The organism is Bradyrhizobium sp. SZCCHNS1050 (assembly GCF_032484785.1).
Taxonomy (GTDB): Bacteria; Pseudomonadota; Alphaproteobacteria; order Rhizobiales; family Xanthobacteraceae; genus Bradyrhizobium.
The window spans coordinates 1,627,852-1,643,202 of sequence record NZ_JAUETR010000002.1 but is presented as its reverse complement, the minus strand read 5'-3'; the positions used below and the strand labels follow the sequence as shown (position 1 = coordinate 1,643,202).

The window sequence follows — 15,351 nt, the reverse complement described above, 5'->3', positions numbered from 1 at the left end:
GACCGAACAGATCGGTCTTACTCCTTGACGATCCGCACCGCGCCCTTGGCGGCGCTCGACGCGAACGCGGCGTAGGCCTTCAGCGCGGTCGAGACCTTGCGGGCGCGCGTCTTTGGCTTCCAGGCTTGATCGCCCTTCGCCTCCATCGCGGCGCGGCGGTTGGCGAGCTCCTCGTCCGACACTGCGAGATGAATGGCGCGGCTGGGAATGTCGATCTCGATGCGGTCGCCGTCCTGCACCAGGCCGATCAGGCCGCCCTCGGCGGCTTCCGGCGAGACGTGGCCGATCGACAGCCCCGAGGTGCCGCCGGAGAAGCGGCCGTCGGTGATCAGTGCACAGGCCTTGCCGAGGCCCTTCGACTTCAGATAGCTGGTCGGATACAGCATCTCCTGCATGCCCGGGCCGCCGCGCGGGCCCTCATAGATGATGACGACGACGTCGCCGGCCTTGATCTTGTTGGTCAGGATCGCTTCGACCGCGGCGTCCTGGCTCTCCATCACGCGCGCAGGACCCGAGAACTTCAGGATCGAGGCATCGACGCCCGCGGTCTTCACGATGCAGCCGTCGCGCGCGATGTTGCCGGTCAGCACCGCGAGGCCGCCATCCTTGGAATAGGCATGCGCGAGGTCGCGGATGCAGCCCTTCTCGCGATCGAGATCGAGCTCCTGATAGCGGCGGTCCTGGCTGAACGCGACCTGCGTCGGCACGCCGCCGGGGGCGGCCATGTAGAAGTTCTTCACGCTCTCGCTCGACGTCTGGCGGATGTCCCAGCGCTCCAGCGCTGCTGCCAGCGAGGCCGAATGCACGCTCGGCAATTCGGTGTGCAGCAGGCCGGCGCGGGCGAGCTCGCCGAGGATGCCCATCACGCCGCCGGCGCGATGCACGTCCTCCATGTGCACGTCGGCCACGGCCGGCGCGACCTTGCACAGGCAGGGGACCTTGCGCGAGAGGCGATCGATGTCGGTCATGGTGAACGGGATCTCGCCCTCATGGGCGGCGGCGAGCAGATGCAGCACGGTGTTGGTCGAGCCGCCCATCGCGATGTCCATGCTCATCGCGTTCTCGAACGCCTTGAAGTTGGCGATGTTGCGGGGGAGCACGGACGCATCGTCCTGCTCGTAATAGCGGCGGGCGAGGTCGACGACGAGATGACCGGCCTCGACGAACAGGCCGCGGCGGTCGGCATGGGTCGCCAGCACCGAGCCGTTGCCGGGCAGCGACAGGCCGAGCGCCTCGGTCAGGCAGTTCATCGAATTCGCCGTGAACATGCCCGAGCAGGAGCCGCAGGTCGGGCAGGCCGAGCGCTCCATCACCTCGACATCGGCATCCGACACCTTGTCGTCGGCGGCCACGATCATCGCGTCGATCAGGTCGACCTTGCGCAGCTTGCCTTCGATGTTGACCTTGCCGGCCTCCATCGGGCCGCCGGAGACGAACACCGCGGGGATGTTGAGGCGCATCGCGGCCATCAGCATGCCGGGCGTGATCTTGTCGCAGTTGGAGATGCAGACCATGGCGTCGGCGCAGTGCGCGTTGACCATGTATTCGACGCTGTCGGCGATCAGCTCGCGCGACGGCAGGCTGTAGAGCATGCCGTCATGGCCCATCGCGATGCCGTCGTCGACAGCGATCGTGTTGAACTCCTTGGCGACGCCGCCGGCCTTCTCGATCTCGCGGGCGACCAGCTGGCCGAGGTCCTTGAGGTGGACATGGCCGGGCACGAACTGGGTGAAGGAGTTGACGACGGCGATGATCGGCTTGCCGAAATCCTCGTTGGTCATGCCGGTGGCGCGCCACAGGCCGCGGGCGCCGGCCATGTTGCGGCCATGGGTGGAGGTTCGGGAGCGATAGGCGGGCATGACGGTTTCCTTAGGCGTTCCTCGGGATCAGGCAATGTTGGTCCGCGGGCGGAAGGGTCCCGACAACCGACGGACGGCAATGATGCGGCGAGGCATACAGCGAAGTGCTTGATGATTCGACCCTAAATTTCGCTGTTCCGGGATGCCCTGCGGGCAGGGCCGGGGCCTCGTGCCGCTGCCGGAGGTGCCGGCCGGCCCCGGTCACGCGTTTGTGGCTACGTGGGGAACAGGAAGGTCGCTTAGATTAGAACGGTCGAGTTTTGTTCGTCCCGATCCAGCCCGAACGTTCCTGCCGCAGCCTCCGCCGCCCGCGCGTCCCATGCCGTCCGTCATCCGCTTCCGCCATCTGCCGACCCTTGCCGCGCTGCTTCTGGGCGTTCCCGGCGCCGCCTCGGCTCATGCCGTCATCGTCTCGTCGCAGCCCGCGGCGGGCGGGACCATCGAGACGCAGCCGACAATGATCCGGCTGCGCTTCAACAGCCGCATCGATCACGCCCGCTCGCGGCTGAAGCTGCGCGCGCCCGACGGTGCCGAGCAGGCGCTTACTCCGGCAGTCGATGCGCCGGCCGACGAGATCGACGCCGAGGCCAAGGCGCTCAGCCCCGGCGCCTGGCACCTGCAATGGCAGGTGCTCAGCGTCGATGGCCACATCACCCGCGGCGACATTCCTTTCAACGTGCGCTAGCCGTGTCGCTGTTGCTCGACATCTTCGGCTATCTCTCGGTGGTGCTGCGAGGCCTGACCCTGCTGGCACAGTCCTTCACCATCGGCGGCTTGGCATTTCTGCTGTTGCTGCTGCGCCCGCTACAGCAAAGGCTGTCCGCTGACGCGATCGTGGTCGGGAAGCGCGGCCAGCGCTTCCTGCGCCGAAGCGCATTCGGCTGGTTCGCGGTCGTGCTGGCTTCGCTCGCAGTCAACATGGGCGCGCTGATCGGGACGCTCGATTTGTCGCTCGGCGCGGCGGCGAGCGCGGATTTCGCACGCTCCGGCCTGGCTGTTGCCGCGTGCGCGCTCGGCATCGCCGTGCTCGCCCGGACCGGCAGCTGGGCCGCCTGGCGCGTCCTGACGCTGACCGTGCTGGCCGTCTCAGCGCTGCTGCTGCAGCTCAACCTGACGCACGCGGCGAGCCGGCTCGAGGTGCGCTGGCCGCTGCTCGCCGCCGACTTCCTTCACATGCTCGGCGCCGGCGTCTGGATCGGCGGCCTGCCGTATTTCATGATGGCGCTGAACGGCTGCAAGGCGGATGACGATCAGCGCAGAATCGGACGGCGCTACTCGTTGATGTCGATGGTCTCGGTGGCGGCGATCGTGCTCGGCGGCATCGTGATGGCGATCGCCTATCTCGGCTCGTTCGCGGCGATCTACGGTACGGCCTATGGTGTGATGACCTCGGCCAAGGTCGCGATGCTGCTGATGCTGCTCGCGCTCGGGGCGGGCAATTTCCTGGCCGTGGAGCGCCTGCGTCGCCGTGATCCCGCAGCGCCGCTGCTGCGGATGAAGCGCTTCGTCGAGGTCGAACTCGGCATCGGGTTGACGGTGCTCCTGACGGCGGGCTCGCTGACCTCGCTGCCGCCGGGCATCGACCTCAGCCAGGACCGCCTGAACTGGGCCGAGATCGTCGAGCGCGCCGCGCCGCAACGGCCGCGGCTGACCAGCCCCTCGGTCGACCAGCTCACGATCTCGCAGTTGCAGGCGAGGATCGACGCCGCCGACGCGCAGCGCGTGACGGCGCCGCAAGCCTACGTGCCGGGCGAGGGCGTGATCCTGCCGCGCAGCGCCGCCGAAATCGCCTGGTCGGAATACAACCACCATTGGGCCGGCATCTTCGTCGTGCTGATCGGGCTGCTCGCGCTGATCGAACGCTTCGCCTGGGGACGCTGGGCACGGCACTGGCCGTTGCTGTTCCTGGTGATGGCGGCGTTCCTGTTTCTCCGCGCCGACGAGATGGCCTGGCCGCTCGGCCCGATCGGCTTCTTCGCGTCGCTGCGCGATCCCGAAGTGGCGCAGCACCGGCTGTTCGTGGTGCTGATCGTCCTGTTCGGCCTGTTCGAATGGCGGGTGCGGCTGCGCGGGCAACAGGCGGGGCGGGCGGCGCTGGTGTTTCCGCTGACGGTCGCCGCCGGCGGCGCGCTGCTGCTGACCCATTCGCACGCCATCGCCAACATCAAGGATCAGCTCCTGATCGAGATGAGCCACACGCCGCTGGCGCTGTGCGGCATCATCGCCGGCTGGGCGCGCTGGCTCGAGCTGCGCCTGGACGGCCGCATCAGCCGCGCCGCCGCCTGGGTCTGGCCGGTGGCCTTCGTGCTGGTCGGGCTGATCCTGCTGGATTATCGCGAGGCGTGAGCAGCCTTACTGCTTCTGCAGGAACACGTAGTCCGCGGAATAGGCCACGCTGCGGAGTTGCCCGGCGGTCTCGCAGGCGCCCTCCAGCTTGCCGCCCGACGTGTTGATCCGCTGCACGGTGGTGACGTCCGACAGCACGCCCTTGCTGCCGCGGTGGGAGACGACGGCGAGCTTCAGCCAGGGGATGTCGTTGTCGGTGGCGCCGATGGCGGTGCCCTGGACGCGGCCGCCGACGATCGAGCCGTCCTGGTGCTCCCAGCTCGGGCCGGCGTAGTGCCGACCGACGGTCTTGCCGTCCTCGAATAGACTGGCGATCGGTTCGCGAAAGGTCCAGGCGAGCTTGCCGTCCTTGTCGGTCTTGCAGTCGTAGACCTGCGCGCCTTCGGCATGCAGCGTCAGTACGGCCTTTTCGCCGGCGGCGATCAGCGCGTCGGGAATCGTGGTCTCTGCAGCGTAGGAGGAGCCGATCTGGGCCCCGAGCAACAGCAGGGCGAGCGATGAGGTCAAGCGCATGATCAGGTTCCTCGACAGCAGAAGTGAAACAGAAACGGGCCACGCTCGTGGCGCGGCCCGTTGATAGGTGACGAAACCAGAAGGCGAAAGTGGGGAAACTTACGCCGCCATCGCCTTGGTCAGGTTCTCGGCGATCTTGTCGAGGAAGCCGGTGGTCGAGAGCCAGCGCTGATCGGCGCCGACCAGGAGCGCGAGGTCCTTGGTCATGTAGCCGGACTCGACGGTGTCGACGCAGACCTTCTCCAGGGTGGCGGCGAACTTCGCCAGTTCGGCATTGTTGTCGAGCTTGGCGCGGTGCGACAGGCCGCGGGTCCAGGCGAAGATCGAGGCGATCGAGTTGGTCGAGGTCTCCTTGCCCTTCTGGTGCTCGCGGAAGTGGCGGGTCACCGTGCCGTGGGCCGCCTCGGCCTCGACGGTCTGGCCGTCCGGGGTCATCAGCACCGAGGTCATCAGGCCGAGCGAGCCGTAGCCCTGCGCCACGGTGTCGGACTGCACGTCGCCGTCATAGTTCTTGCAGGCCCAGACATAGCCGCCCGACCACTTCAGCGCCGCGGCGACCATGTCGTCGATCAGGCGGTGCTCATAGGTGATCTTCTTGGCCTCGAACTTGTCCTTGAACTCCTTCTCGTACACCTCCTGGAAGATGTCCTTGAAGCGGCCGTCATAGACCTTCAGGATGGTGTTCTTGGTCGACAGGTAGACCGAGTAGTTCTTGGCGAGGCCCATGTTGAGCGAGGCGCGGGCGAAGTCGTAGATCGACTCGTCGAGGTTGTACATCTCCATCGCGACGCCGGCGCCGGGCGCCTTGAAGACCTCCTTCTCGATCACGGTGCCGTCGTCGCCGACGAACTTCATCGTCAGCACGCCCTTGCCGGGGAACTTGAAGTCGGTGGCGCGGTACTGGTCGCCATAGGCGTGGCGGCCGATGATGATCGGCTTGGTCCAGCCGGGAACGAGGCGCGGCACGTTCTTGCAGATGATCGGCTCGCGGAACACGACGCCGCCGAGGATGTTGCGGATGGTGCCGTTCGGCGACTTCCACATCTCCTTGAGGCCGAACTCCTTCACCCGGGCCTCGTCCGGGGTGATGGTGGCGCACTTCACGCCGACGCCGACCTTCTTGATGGCGTTGGCCGCATCGATCGTGATCTGGTCGTTGGTCTTGTCGCGGCTTTCCATCCCCAGGTCGAAATACATCAGGTCGATATCAAGGAAGGGGTTGATCAGCTTGTCCTTGATGTACTGCCAGATGATCCGGGTCATCTCGTCGCCGTCGAGCTCGACGACCGGGTTGGTCACCTTGATTTTTGCCATGATCGATGGGGCCTTCTTGGGAACAGCGCGCCAGGAATGGAAAGCGCTTGTGAAATCAAGCGCGTCATAGCACTGCTGCACCGCGGGCGGAAGCGCACCCGGTATGCGTCCGGTGCTGATTTTCGCAGCCCGCTCATGCGGTGGGCAACGGCAGGCCGCGGGCCGGCCTGCCGTTTCGCGCAAACTGCAAAATTCAGGCGTAAGCCGATTATTTTGCTTGAGAATTCTCATCGGCCGGGCCAACGAGCGGGCAGGGCGCGATCGGCGCTTCAACCGGATCTGGAAGTCGAGGATTGAGCGTGTCGGGCACCGACAAGACGAAGGCGGGCGTGGAGATCGCAGGGCCAGTGGTGATCCTGGTCGAGCCGCAGCTCGGCGAGAACATCGGCATGGCCGCGCGCGCCATGGGCAATTTTGCGTTGTCGGAGCTGCGACTGGTCAACCCGCGCGACGGCTGGCCGAACATCGCCGCCCAGCGGGCGGCGGCCGGGGCCGACCACATCATCGATCATGTCCGACTGTTCGACACCCTGCCGGAGGCGATCGCCGACCTCGACCTGGTGTTCGCGACCACCGCCCGCGCCCACGACCAGGCCAAGCCGGTGATGGGACCAGAGGCGGCCGCCCGCGAGATGCAGGGCCAGATTGCCGCCGGCGGCCGGGCCGGCATCCTGTTCGGCCGCGAGCGGGCGGGGCTCACCAACGAGGAGGTCGCCCGCGCAAACCGCATCATCACCTACCCGGTCAACCCCGGCTTTGCCTCGCTGAACCTCGCCCAGGCGGTGCTGCTGATGGGCTATGAATGGTTCAAGCTGGTGACATCGGGCGCGCTGCCCTTCGCCATGCCCGAACGCTCGGAGCGCGCCGGCCAGGGACAGATGGAGGCGTTCTTCGAGAACCTGGTGCGCGAGCTCGACCGGGTCGAATTCCTGCGGCCCGCCGAGAAGCGCGAGACCATGCTGGTCAACCTGCGCAACATCTTCTTCCGCATGGAGCCGTCGCGGCAGGACATCCACACCCTGCACGGCGTGGTCATGGCGATCGCCGAGGGGCGCAAGGGGCCGGCCAAGGGCGGCGTGCTCGACAGCGAGCAGGCGACGCGCCTGCGGGCGCTGATCGCCGAGCAGGGCACGGTGGCCAACCTGCCGGATTCGCGCGGCTCGCTGCGCGGGCTGGCGCGGCTGCTCCGCCGCAACCCGACCGACGCCGAGCGCGCGCTGTGGCACGCGCTGTCGCGCGACCGCCGCTTCGCCGGCCAGTTCAAGCGCCAGACCCCGGTCGGCCGCCACATCCCCGACTTCGTCTCCTTCATCCACCGCCTCGCCATCGAGCTGGTCGGCCCCGACGAGAGCGAAGGCGTCGTCGCTGATCGCAGCGCAAGGCGGGCGTGGCTGGAAAGCCGCGACTATCGCGTCACCGAGGTGAAGGCGGCGGATGTCGAGGCGAATCTGGAGGCCGAGCTGGTGCGGCTGCAGGCGGTGATCGCCGCAGCCAAGTAGTCGCCGACGGTCGCATCGCGAGCCGCGTGGCGGCTATCAATGGCTTCGCGCGTCCGTTCATCACGCGCAAGCGTCGATTGAGTTGCCGCGTGGCATGCGCGGCCCTCGCAACTCATCCGCGCCCGGCAGGCCCCGAGTCTGCGATCTCGTTTACACCGGCTGAACGATGATTTGTGAACGCAATTCCAGATTGTGGTTCTCCCAATCGGTTCTGGTTAGATCGCAGCACCAAGAGCAAGACCTAAGGGGGCATTCATGGCTACGCGACGATGGCGCTCGATTCTGTGTTGTGCGTTGATCATCGGCTCGATCTTCGGCTTGTCGGCAAGCGCCGAACCGGCGGCACCGAAGCGGTGCACGACGGCGGCCGATCTCGGTGCCGACGAGCGCATCGCCGGCTGCACTGTCGTGATCGAGCGCGGCAAGCCGGCGACGCCGCAGGTGATCGAAGCCCGTTTCGCACGCGCCGGCGCCTACTTCCACAAGGGAGATGTCGAGCATGCGATCGACGACTACAAGATCGTCATCGAGCAGTCCTCGGCTGGTCTCCTTGCCGCATTCGATCGCGCCGCTCCTGATCTGCGCGAGAGCGAGCCGCAGCCGGGGTCGGGTTTCGGGCGGGCGTTCGGTCGCAACGGCTACCGCGCGCAGGCCTATCGCGCGCTGGGGATCGCAAGCTTCCAGGCCGGTCTCCTGGAGGAGGCGCAGGACGATTTCAGATGGCTCAGCGAGATCGATCCCCACAATGCCGAGGCGGCCTTGTGGCTGGATCTGGCGCGCCGCCGTGCCGGGCTGGGGAGCGAGCTCGCCGACCACGCGAAGCGGCTCGACATGGGTAAATGGCCGGCCCCGATCGTCCGTCTCTTCCTCGGGCAGGAAACGCCAGAGGCTGTGCTTGCGGCGGCCGACCGCGGTGCTCCCGTCACGCGCCGGGCACGGCGTTGCGAGGCGAGCTTCTTCGCCGCCGAGCTGATGCTCGACCAGAGTCGTGAGCGCGACGCCATGCAACTGATCGACCGGGCTCTCGCCGAGTGTCCGTTGACATCGCGCGAACGCTCGGTCGCCGAGGCGGAGGCGCGCGCGCTCCGCATCATGCCGTAAAAGTCATGCGGAGAGGCACGGCAATCCCGCAGCGAGCTGTTCTCCGGCCGCATGCTTAACGCGCGCGTGCGCATTTGAGTGAAAATGCCCGGTCAAATCCGCACGCGGCGGGTTACGGAACGCTCGGGTTCGAACGGTATGGTCTGCGCATTGCCCTTTCATCGTTGCAACTGTGCGGCCTTTCATCATGAACGAAACCAGATCCGTGTTGCGGGACCTCGAGGATGCGATTGCGCGGGGGACCGCGGACAGCCGCGAGCGCGCGCTGTGGCATGCGACCGACCTGCTGATCGCGGGGCGCTACTGCGAGGAGGAGATCGCCACCTTCGGCGAGGTGATCGGCCGGCTCGCCGACGAGATCGAGATCGAAGCGCGCGCCAAGCTCGCGGATCGCCTCGCCAGGATCGAATATTCGCCGGCCAGCGTCATCCGCAAGCTCGCCTTCGACGACGAGATCTGGGTCGCCGGCCCGGTGTTGCGCGAATCCGAGCGGCTCGATGACGCCACGCTGGTCGAGAACGCCAGCACCAAGAGCCAGGACCATCTGCTCGCGATCGCCGAACGAAAGACGTTGAGCCCCGCCGTGACCGACGTGCTGGCGACGCGCGGCGACCGTGCCGTCGCCACGGCGGTGGCGCGCAATCAGGGCGCCCAGTTCTCCGGCGCCGGATTCCTGCACATGGTCAAGCGGGCCGAGAACGACTCGATTCTCGCCGAGCATCTCGGCCGCCGGCTCGACATCCCCCGCCATCTGTTCCAGCAACTCATCGCCAAGGCCTCGGACGATGTCGGCAAGCGGCTGGCCAGCGAGCGCCCCGAACTGCTCGGCGAGATCAACAGCTCGGTCGCCAACATCGCCGGCGACCTGCAGTCGAAGTTCGGACCCGGCTCGCGCAACTACTTCGTCGCCAAGCGGACCGTGACGATCCAGCACCGCCTCGGCAATCTGCACGAGAGCACCATCGCCGGCTATGCGACCGCGCACAAGGTCGAGGAGGTGACGATCGGCCTCGCGCTGCTGTCGGGATTGCCGGTCGACGTCGTCGAGCGTGCCTTGTTCGACCGCAACCGCGAGATGCTGCTGATGCTCGCCAAGGCGCTTGGCTTTACCTGGGATACGATGATGGCGCTCGCGTTCCTCGGCGCCCGCGACCACCGCATCACGGCCGGCGAGTTGCAGGAGCTGGAGCGTGACTATGCCAAGCTCCAGTCGCTGACATCGCGCAGCGTGCTCGAATTCTATCAGTCCCGCAAGAATCCAGGCAAAGGCGGCAAGGCATCCGCGCCGCGCGCCGTGGCCTATTGAACCTGCAGCGACGGATGGAGGTGATCGCGGATGAAGGGTATGGGACTTCCTCTTCGCAGAGAGCAACGGCTCGGCCATCGCGAGGCGCCTGCGGACCGCGCGGCGGTCGATGCGGCCTGGCACGTGCTCGAAGCGGCCAACGAGCTCGGCGATGAGGCTGCGGTGGCCGCCTGCCGCCGCGTCATCGATGCGAGCCTCAACGGCGCGGGCGCAGACCAGGCGGACCTGAAGCTGGTGACGGAGTATTTCCGCTAGTTCTGTCGCTCGGTTCGCGGGGCAGGGCGGCTCAGACCGCAGCGAGCTGCGGGCCCGCCGCCTTGCTGTTGCGCTGGCCCGCCTTCAGCTTCGCCGGCTCGATCAGCGCCTTCGCCGCCAGCCCGGCGGTGTCCGCGACCTCGGGATTGCGCGACACCATCGCCGCCACGATCGCGCCGTCGATCAGCAGTGCAAGCTGATGCGAGAAGCTCTCCGGCTCGGCAGCGCCCATCTCACGGGCGAGCTTCTCGATATGCGCCAGCACCACTTTCTTGTGGCGCATTGCGATGGTGCGAAACTGCTTCTGGTCCTTGTCGTGCTCGCCGACCGCATTGATGAAGGGGCAGCCGTAGAAGCGCTCCTCGCCGAACCAGCTCTTCAGCGCCGGAAAGATGCGTGCCAGCTTGGTCTCGGCGTCACCGCCGCCGCTCTCCATTTCCGCGATGAACCATTCGCGCCACTGCTTGCCTTCGCTTTCCAGCACGGCGGTGACCAGCGCGGTCTTCGATCCGAACAGCTTGTAGAGCGTGGTCTTCGCGGTGCCGGCCTCGCTGATGATCGCATCGATCCCGGTGGCATTGATGCCGTTCTTGCAGAACAGCCGCGTGGCGGCGCCGAGCAGACGGCCGCGCGCGGATTCGTCATCGCCAGCCGAGATCGTCCTCGCGATCGCCTGCTTCTTGCCGGTTTGTTTGCCCGCAACTGACTTTGCCATGCGTGCAAGCTTAATCGCTGTGCGCGTGAGTCAGCAAGACTGCTGATGTGCTCGAGGCAGCGTTGCGCTCAATTTGATCTCCGAAGGCGGCATTCTGCACTGCGCTTGGGCAGCGGAGGGGACGCAGCGGCTCGCCACTTGCCGCGATGACCGCGTAAGCCGCGAGGATCACTCCGGCTTTTGATTTTCGGCCTCTCTGGCACGCTTCGTGCAGGATACAGACCGTTCGGTATCCTCATCCCAGGGAGAGAAATGAGATGACCGCTGTGGTTCAGAAGACGGCGCTGACGGGCTGCCTCGCACCCATCGACAAGAACGGGCTTGAACAGCTCATCGTCAACGGCAAGGCCAACCCCAAGGTCATCAAGACCCTGAAGTGCAAGACCGTCGCCGAGGGCAAGTTTCGTCACGCCAACTACATCCGCAACCTCGCGCCCTACATCGTCGACGAGCCGCCGGGGCTGCTCGGTGACGACACCGCGCCAAATCCGTCGGAAGCCTCGCTCGCCGCGCTCGGCTCCTGCCTGGCCGTCGGCCTGCATGCCAATGCGGTGCATCGCGGCTGGATCGTCAACAAGCTCGAGCTGGAGCTCGAGGGCGATCTCAACATCACCGCAGTCTGGGGCACCGGCGACGTCAGCGAGAAGCCGGTCGGCTTCACCGACGTCCGCGTCAAGGTCGACATGGAGTGCGAGGGCATTCCGCAGGAGGAGGTCAAGGCGCTGATCGACCACGTCAAGAAGTGGTCGCCGGTCGCCAACACCTTCACGCGTCCGGTCAATCTCGAGGTCGGGATCTGAGGCGGCCCTCGAGGTCGGCGTAGCGGAGGACGTCATGAACTCAGTAGTCTCGGGTTCACTCGGACAGCATCTGGCGGTCGATGGCGCGGGCGTCATGCCCATACCGTCGACCGTGGAGCAGGTCACGGCGATCGCGCGCAAGGAACTCGCGCCGCTGGCCGCTGGCATCGACGCCGGGACGGTGTACCCGGCCGACGTGCTCCGCCGCTTCGGCGAGGTCGGCGCGTGGAGCAGCCACGTGCCGGAAAATGGCGCGGCGGATCTCAACTGCGCGATCGACACCATCGGCGCGATCGGTGAGGTCTGCGGCGCCTCTGCCTTCATGGCGTGGTGCCAGAACACGCTGGTCTGGTACATCGCCAACTCGCCCAACAAGGCGCTCGTCGGCCGTCTTCTCGACGACGCCGCCAGCGGCCGGTTGCTCGGTGGCACCGGCTTGTCCAATCCGATGAAGAGCTTCTTCGGCATCGAGAAGCTCAAGCTCAGGGGTCGCAAGGTCGAGGGCGGCTACGTCGTGCGCGGCGTGCTGCCCTGGGTCTCGAACCTCGGGCCGGACCACATGTTCGGTACGATCTTCGAGCGTGAGGACGCGCCCGGCGAGATCGTGATGTTCATCGCCGACTGTGCCGATCCGGCGGTGACCCTGCAGCCATGCCAGCCGTTCCTGGCGATGGACGGCACCGGCACCTACGGCATCCAGTTTCGCGACCTGTTCGTGCCGGACGAACTGATCCTGGCCGATCCCGCCGGTCCCTTCGTCAAGAAGATCCGTGCCGGATTCATCATGTTGCAGGCCGGCATGGCGCTCGGCCTGATCAAGGACTGCATCAAGATCATGCAGGAGGTCGAGGCGCCGCTCGGCCACGTCAACCGCTATCTGCCGCAGCAGCCGGTCGATTTCAGCGCGCTCGCCGATGAACTCGCGAAGGAGACGGCTGAACTCGCCAGCGATCCGTTCAACCCCGACGAGACCTATTGGCGCAAGGTCGTGGCGCTGCGCCTGCGTGCCGGCGAGGCCAGCGTCGCTGCCGCTCATGCCGCGATGCTCCATTGCGGAGCCCGCGGCTACCTCAAGGGCAATCGCGCCGAACGTCGCCTGCGCGAGGCCTATTTCGTCGCGATCGTGACTCCCGCGACCAAGCAGCTCCGCAAGATGCTCGCCGACGGCTGACGCCGGCGAGAACGGCAAACCAACAAATCCCAACCAGGAGAGGCCTGCCATGACGGACGTTCTGATTACAGCCGGCGAACTCGCTGAGTTCATCAAGACCGAGCCGTGTGTCGTGATCGACACCCGCAATCCCGATGCCTACGCCGCGGGACATCTTCCCGGCGCCGTCAACGTCCACGAGATATTCACCTATCTCGCGACGTCCACACCGGAAGGCATGGAGGAATTGAAGACGAAGTTTGCGGACGCGTTCGGCGCCGCCGGCCTTTCGGGCGCCGAGACCGCCGTCGTCTACGAACAGTCGATGAACTCCGGCTTCGGCCAGTCGTGCCGCGGCTATTTCCTGCTCACGATGCTCGGCTATCCCAAGGTCAAGGTGCTGCATGGCGGCTACGATGCCTGGGTGGCCGCCGGCATGCCGGTGACGACCGACGTGCCGTCGCCGGCCAAGGCCTCGTTCGCCATCGTGCCGGAGGCGGGCAGCATCCTGATCGACGCCAAGGCGATGCTGGCGGCGGTTGGCAATCCCGCTATCGCGATCCTCGACGTCCGCGATGTCGATGAGTGGATCGGCGATTCCTCCTCGCCCTACGGCAAGGATTTCTGTCCGCGCAAAGGCCGCATCCCCGGCGCCGTCTGGCTCGAATGGTACCGCATGATGAAGCCGACCGCCGAAGGCCCGCGCTTCAAGTCGCAGGACGAGATCCTCGCCGAATGCGCCACCGTCGGCATCACGGTCGACACGCCGGTTTATCTTTACTGCTTCAAGGGCGCACGGGCCTCGAACACCTTCCTGGCGCTGAAGAACGCCGGCGTGAAGGATGTGCGGATGTACTTCGGCTCGTGGAACGAGTGGTCGCGCGACCCGTCGCTGCCGATCGAGGAAGGACTTCCGATGCCGGCGATGACCAGCAAGGCGGCATAGAAGCTGCATGTTAAGCACGTCCGGCCGCTGAAAAATGCGGCCGGACGAGCAGTTCGAAGGCGCTGACAGCGCAGGTGTGACAAAGGGGCGCAGCACATGTCGATTTTCGATGATCCGTTCGATGCCGATTCACGCGTGAATGCCGGTTGTATCTGCGGCCAGCATCGCAGCCCGGCCGAACATGAGCACGCCGCGCTGGCGCTGCGCTGCGAGCCCGTGGCGGACTCCACCGAGAAGCGCTACGAGAACGTGGTCGCGTCAGCCGTGCTGCGCGCGGTGTTTCCGCAAGCTGCCACCCGCCGCGCGTTTCTGAAGTCGGTCGGCGCCGCCACCGCGCTCGCCGCAGTGTCCCAGTTCTTCCCGCTGAAGACCGCGACCGAGGCGTTCGCCGAAGCGGGCGCGCCCGAGAAGAAGGATCTCAAGGTCGGCTTCATCCCGATCACCTGCGCGACCCCGATCATCATGGCGGCGCCGCTCGGCTTCTATGCCAAGGCCGGGCTGAACGTCGAGGTCGTCAAGACCGCCGGCTGGGCCGTCATCCGCGACAAGACCATCAACAAGGAATACGACGCCTCGCACATGCTGGCGCCGATGCCGATCGCGATCTCGCTCGGCCTCGGTGCACAGCCGATCCCGTTCACCGTGCCCGCGATCGAGAACATCAACGGGCAGGGCATTACGCTTGCGATGAAGCACAAGGACAAGCGCAATCCGAAGGACTGGAAGGGCATGAAGCTCGCCATTCCGTTCGACTATTCGATGCACAACTATCTCCTGCGCTATTATCTCGCCGAGCACGGCATCGATCCCGACACCGACGTGCAACTGCGCTCGGTGCCGCCGCCGGAGATGGTCGCGAACCTGCGCGCCGACAACATCGACGGCTTCCTCGCGCCCGACAACATCTGCCAGCGCGCGATCTTTGACGGCGTCGGTTTCCTGCACATCCTGTCGAAGGAGATCTGGGACGGTCACCCCTGCTGCAGCTTCGCGGCGAGCCGCGAGTTCATCACGACGGCGCCGAACAGCTTTGCCGCTCTCACCCGCGCCATCGTCGATGCCACCGCGTACGCGTCGAAGGCTGAGAACCGCAAGCAGATCGCGGAGGCGATCGCTCCGGCGAATTACATCAATGCGCCGGTGACCGTCATGGAGCAGGTCTTGACCGGCACCTACGCCGATGGCCTCGGCAGCGTGAAGACCGATCCGAAGCGCGTCGATTTCGATCCGTTCCCGTGGCAGTCCTTCGCGGTGTGGATGCTGACGCAGATGAAGCGCTGGGGCCAGATCAAGGGCGACGTCGACTACAAGGCGGTCGCGGAGCAGATCTATCTCGCCACCGACACCCGCAAGGTCATGACCGACATGGGCCTGACGCCGCCGAAGGACTCCTACAAATCGTTCTCGGTGATGGGCAAGCCGTTCGATCCGACCAAGCCGGACGACTACGTCGCCAGCTTCAAGATCAAGAAGGCGTCGTGATGGGGGGAATGGGCGCGACGCTGCTGATCCCACCCATGGTGATGAACACGCCGCCAACCACACCA

Annotated in this window: 14 protein-coding genes; 10 read left to right on the top strand and 4 right to left on the bottom strand. The window is 66.2% G+C overall.

All coding sequences use genetic code 11. The features are described from left to right. Positions 1–17 precede the first annotated feature (17 nt). Positions 18–1,859: a dihydroxy-acid dehydratase gene (ilvD, locus tag QX094_RS32025; RefSeq protein ID WP_315714861.1), complete on the bottom strand. Its 1,842-nt coding sequence runs from the start codon at positions 1,857–1,859 to the stop codon at positions 18–20. 319 nt (positions 1,860–2,178) lie between these two features. Between ilvD and QX094_RS32020 the strand changes: the two genes are divergently transcribed. Both QX094_RS32020 and QX094_RS32015 read left to right on the top strand, forming a co-directional pair. Further along, complete coding sequence (locus QX094_RS32020) at positions 2,179–2,544, top strand: copper resistance protein CopC (RefSeq protein ID WP_315714860.1); 366 nt, start codon at positions 2,179–2,181, stop codon at positions 2,542–2,544. A 2-nt stretch (positions 2,545–2,546) separates the two neighbouring features. Continuing rightward, complete coding sequence (locus tag QX094_RS32015) at positions 2,547–4,205, top strand: copper resistance D family protein (RefSeq protein WP_315714859.1); 1,659 nt, start codon at positions 2,547–2,549, stop codon at positions 4,203–4,205. 6 nt (positions 4,206–4,211) lie between these two features. Here the strand turns inward: QX094_RS32015 and QX094_RS32010 are convergent, their stop codons facing one another. Both QX094_RS32010 and QX094_RS32005 read right to left on the bottom strand, forming a co-directional pair. Beyond that, on the bottom strand, positions 4,212–4,718 hold the full coding sequence (locus QX094_RS32010; protein WP_315826318.1) for a DUF3455 domain-containing protein: 507 nt from the start codon (positions 4,716–4,718) through the stop codon (positions 4,212–4,214). A gap of 99 nt (positions 4,719–4,817) precedes the next feature. Next, entirely contained in the window at positions 4,818–6,032 is a 1,215-nt protein-coding gene (locus QX094_RS32005) for an NADP-dependent isocitrate dehydrogenase (protein WP_315714857.1), read from the bottom strand. Between the two features lie 299 nt (positions 6,033–6,331). Between QX094_RS32005 and QX094_RS32000 the strand changes: the two genes are divergently transcribed. From QX094_RS32000 to QX094_RS31985, 4 genes are all read left to right on the top strand, one after another. Beyond that, positions 6,332–7,531, top strand: coding sequence for a TrmJ/YjtD family RNA methyltransferase (locus QX094_RS32000; protein ID WP_315714856.1), 1,200 nt, complete (start codon positions 6,332–6,334; stop codon positions 7,529–7,531). A gap of 255 nt (positions 7,532–7,786) precedes the next feature. Beyond that, positions 7,787–8,632 (top strand): hypothetical protein, encoded by an 846-nt coding sequence (locus QX094_RS31995; protein ID WP_315749286.1) that lies wholly within the window; start codon positions 7,787–7,789, stop codon positions 8,630–8,632. Positions 8,633–8,819: 187 nt separating this feature from the next. After that, complete coding sequence (locus tag QX094_RS31990; protein WP_315826317.1) at positions 8,820–9,938, top strand: DUF2336 domain-containing protein; 1,119 nt, start codon at positions 8,820–8,822, stop codon at positions 9,936–9,938. A 39-nt stretch (positions 9,939–9,977) separates the two neighbouring features. Then, the gene (locus tag QX094_RS31985) at positions 9,978–10,193 is read left to right on the top strand and encodes a hypothetical protein (RefSeq protein ID WP_315714853.1); all 216 of its coding nucleotides are present in this window, start codon (positions 9,978–9,980) and stop codon (positions 10,191–10,193) included. A gap of 31 nt (positions 10,194–10,224) precedes the next feature. Here the strand turns inward: QX094_RS31985 and QX094_RS31980 are convergent, their stop codons facing one another. Continuing rightward, the gene (locus tag QX094_RS31980) at positions 10,225–10,908 is read right to left on the bottom strand and encodes a TetR/AcrR family transcriptional regulator (protein ID WP_315714852.1); all 684 of its coding nucleotides are present in this window, start codon (positions 10,906–10,908) and stop codon (positions 10,225–10,227) included. A 257-nt stretch (positions 10,909–11,165) separates the two neighbouring features. Between QX094_RS31980 and QX094_RS31975 the strand changes: the two genes are divergently transcribed. The 4 genes from QX094_RS31975 to QX094_RS31960 all read left to right on the top strand — a co-directional run bounded on the left by QX094_RS31975 (position 11,166) and on the right by QX094_RS31960 (position 15,286). Continuing rightward, entirely contained in the window at positions 11,166–11,708 is a 543-nt protein-coding gene (locus QX094_RS31975) for an OsmC family protein (protein WP_172113730.1), read from the top strand. A gap of 34 nt (positions 11,709–11,742) precedes the next feature. Beyond that, positions 11,743–12,879: an acyl-CoA dehydrogenase family protein gene (locus tag QX094_RS31970; protein WP_409998605.1), complete on the top strand. Its 1,137-nt coding sequence runs from the start codon at positions 11,743–11,745 to the stop codon at positions 12,877–12,879. 49 nt (positions 12,880–12,928) lie between these two features. After that, positions 12,929–13,804 (top strand): sulfurtransferase, encoded by an 876-nt coding sequence (locus QX094_RS31965; RefSeq protein ID WP_316175490.1) that lies wholly within the window; start codon positions 12,929–12,931, stop codon positions 13,802–13,804. A 96-nt stretch (positions 13,805–13,900) separates the two neighbouring features. Then, positions 13,901–15,286: a CmpA/NrtA family ABC transporter substrate-binding protein gene (locus QX094_RS31960; protein WP_316185230.1), complete on the top strand. Its 1,386-nt coding sequence runs from the start codon at positions 13,901–13,903 to the stop codon at positions 15,284–15,286. Positions 15,287–15,351 lie beyond the last annotated feature (65 nt).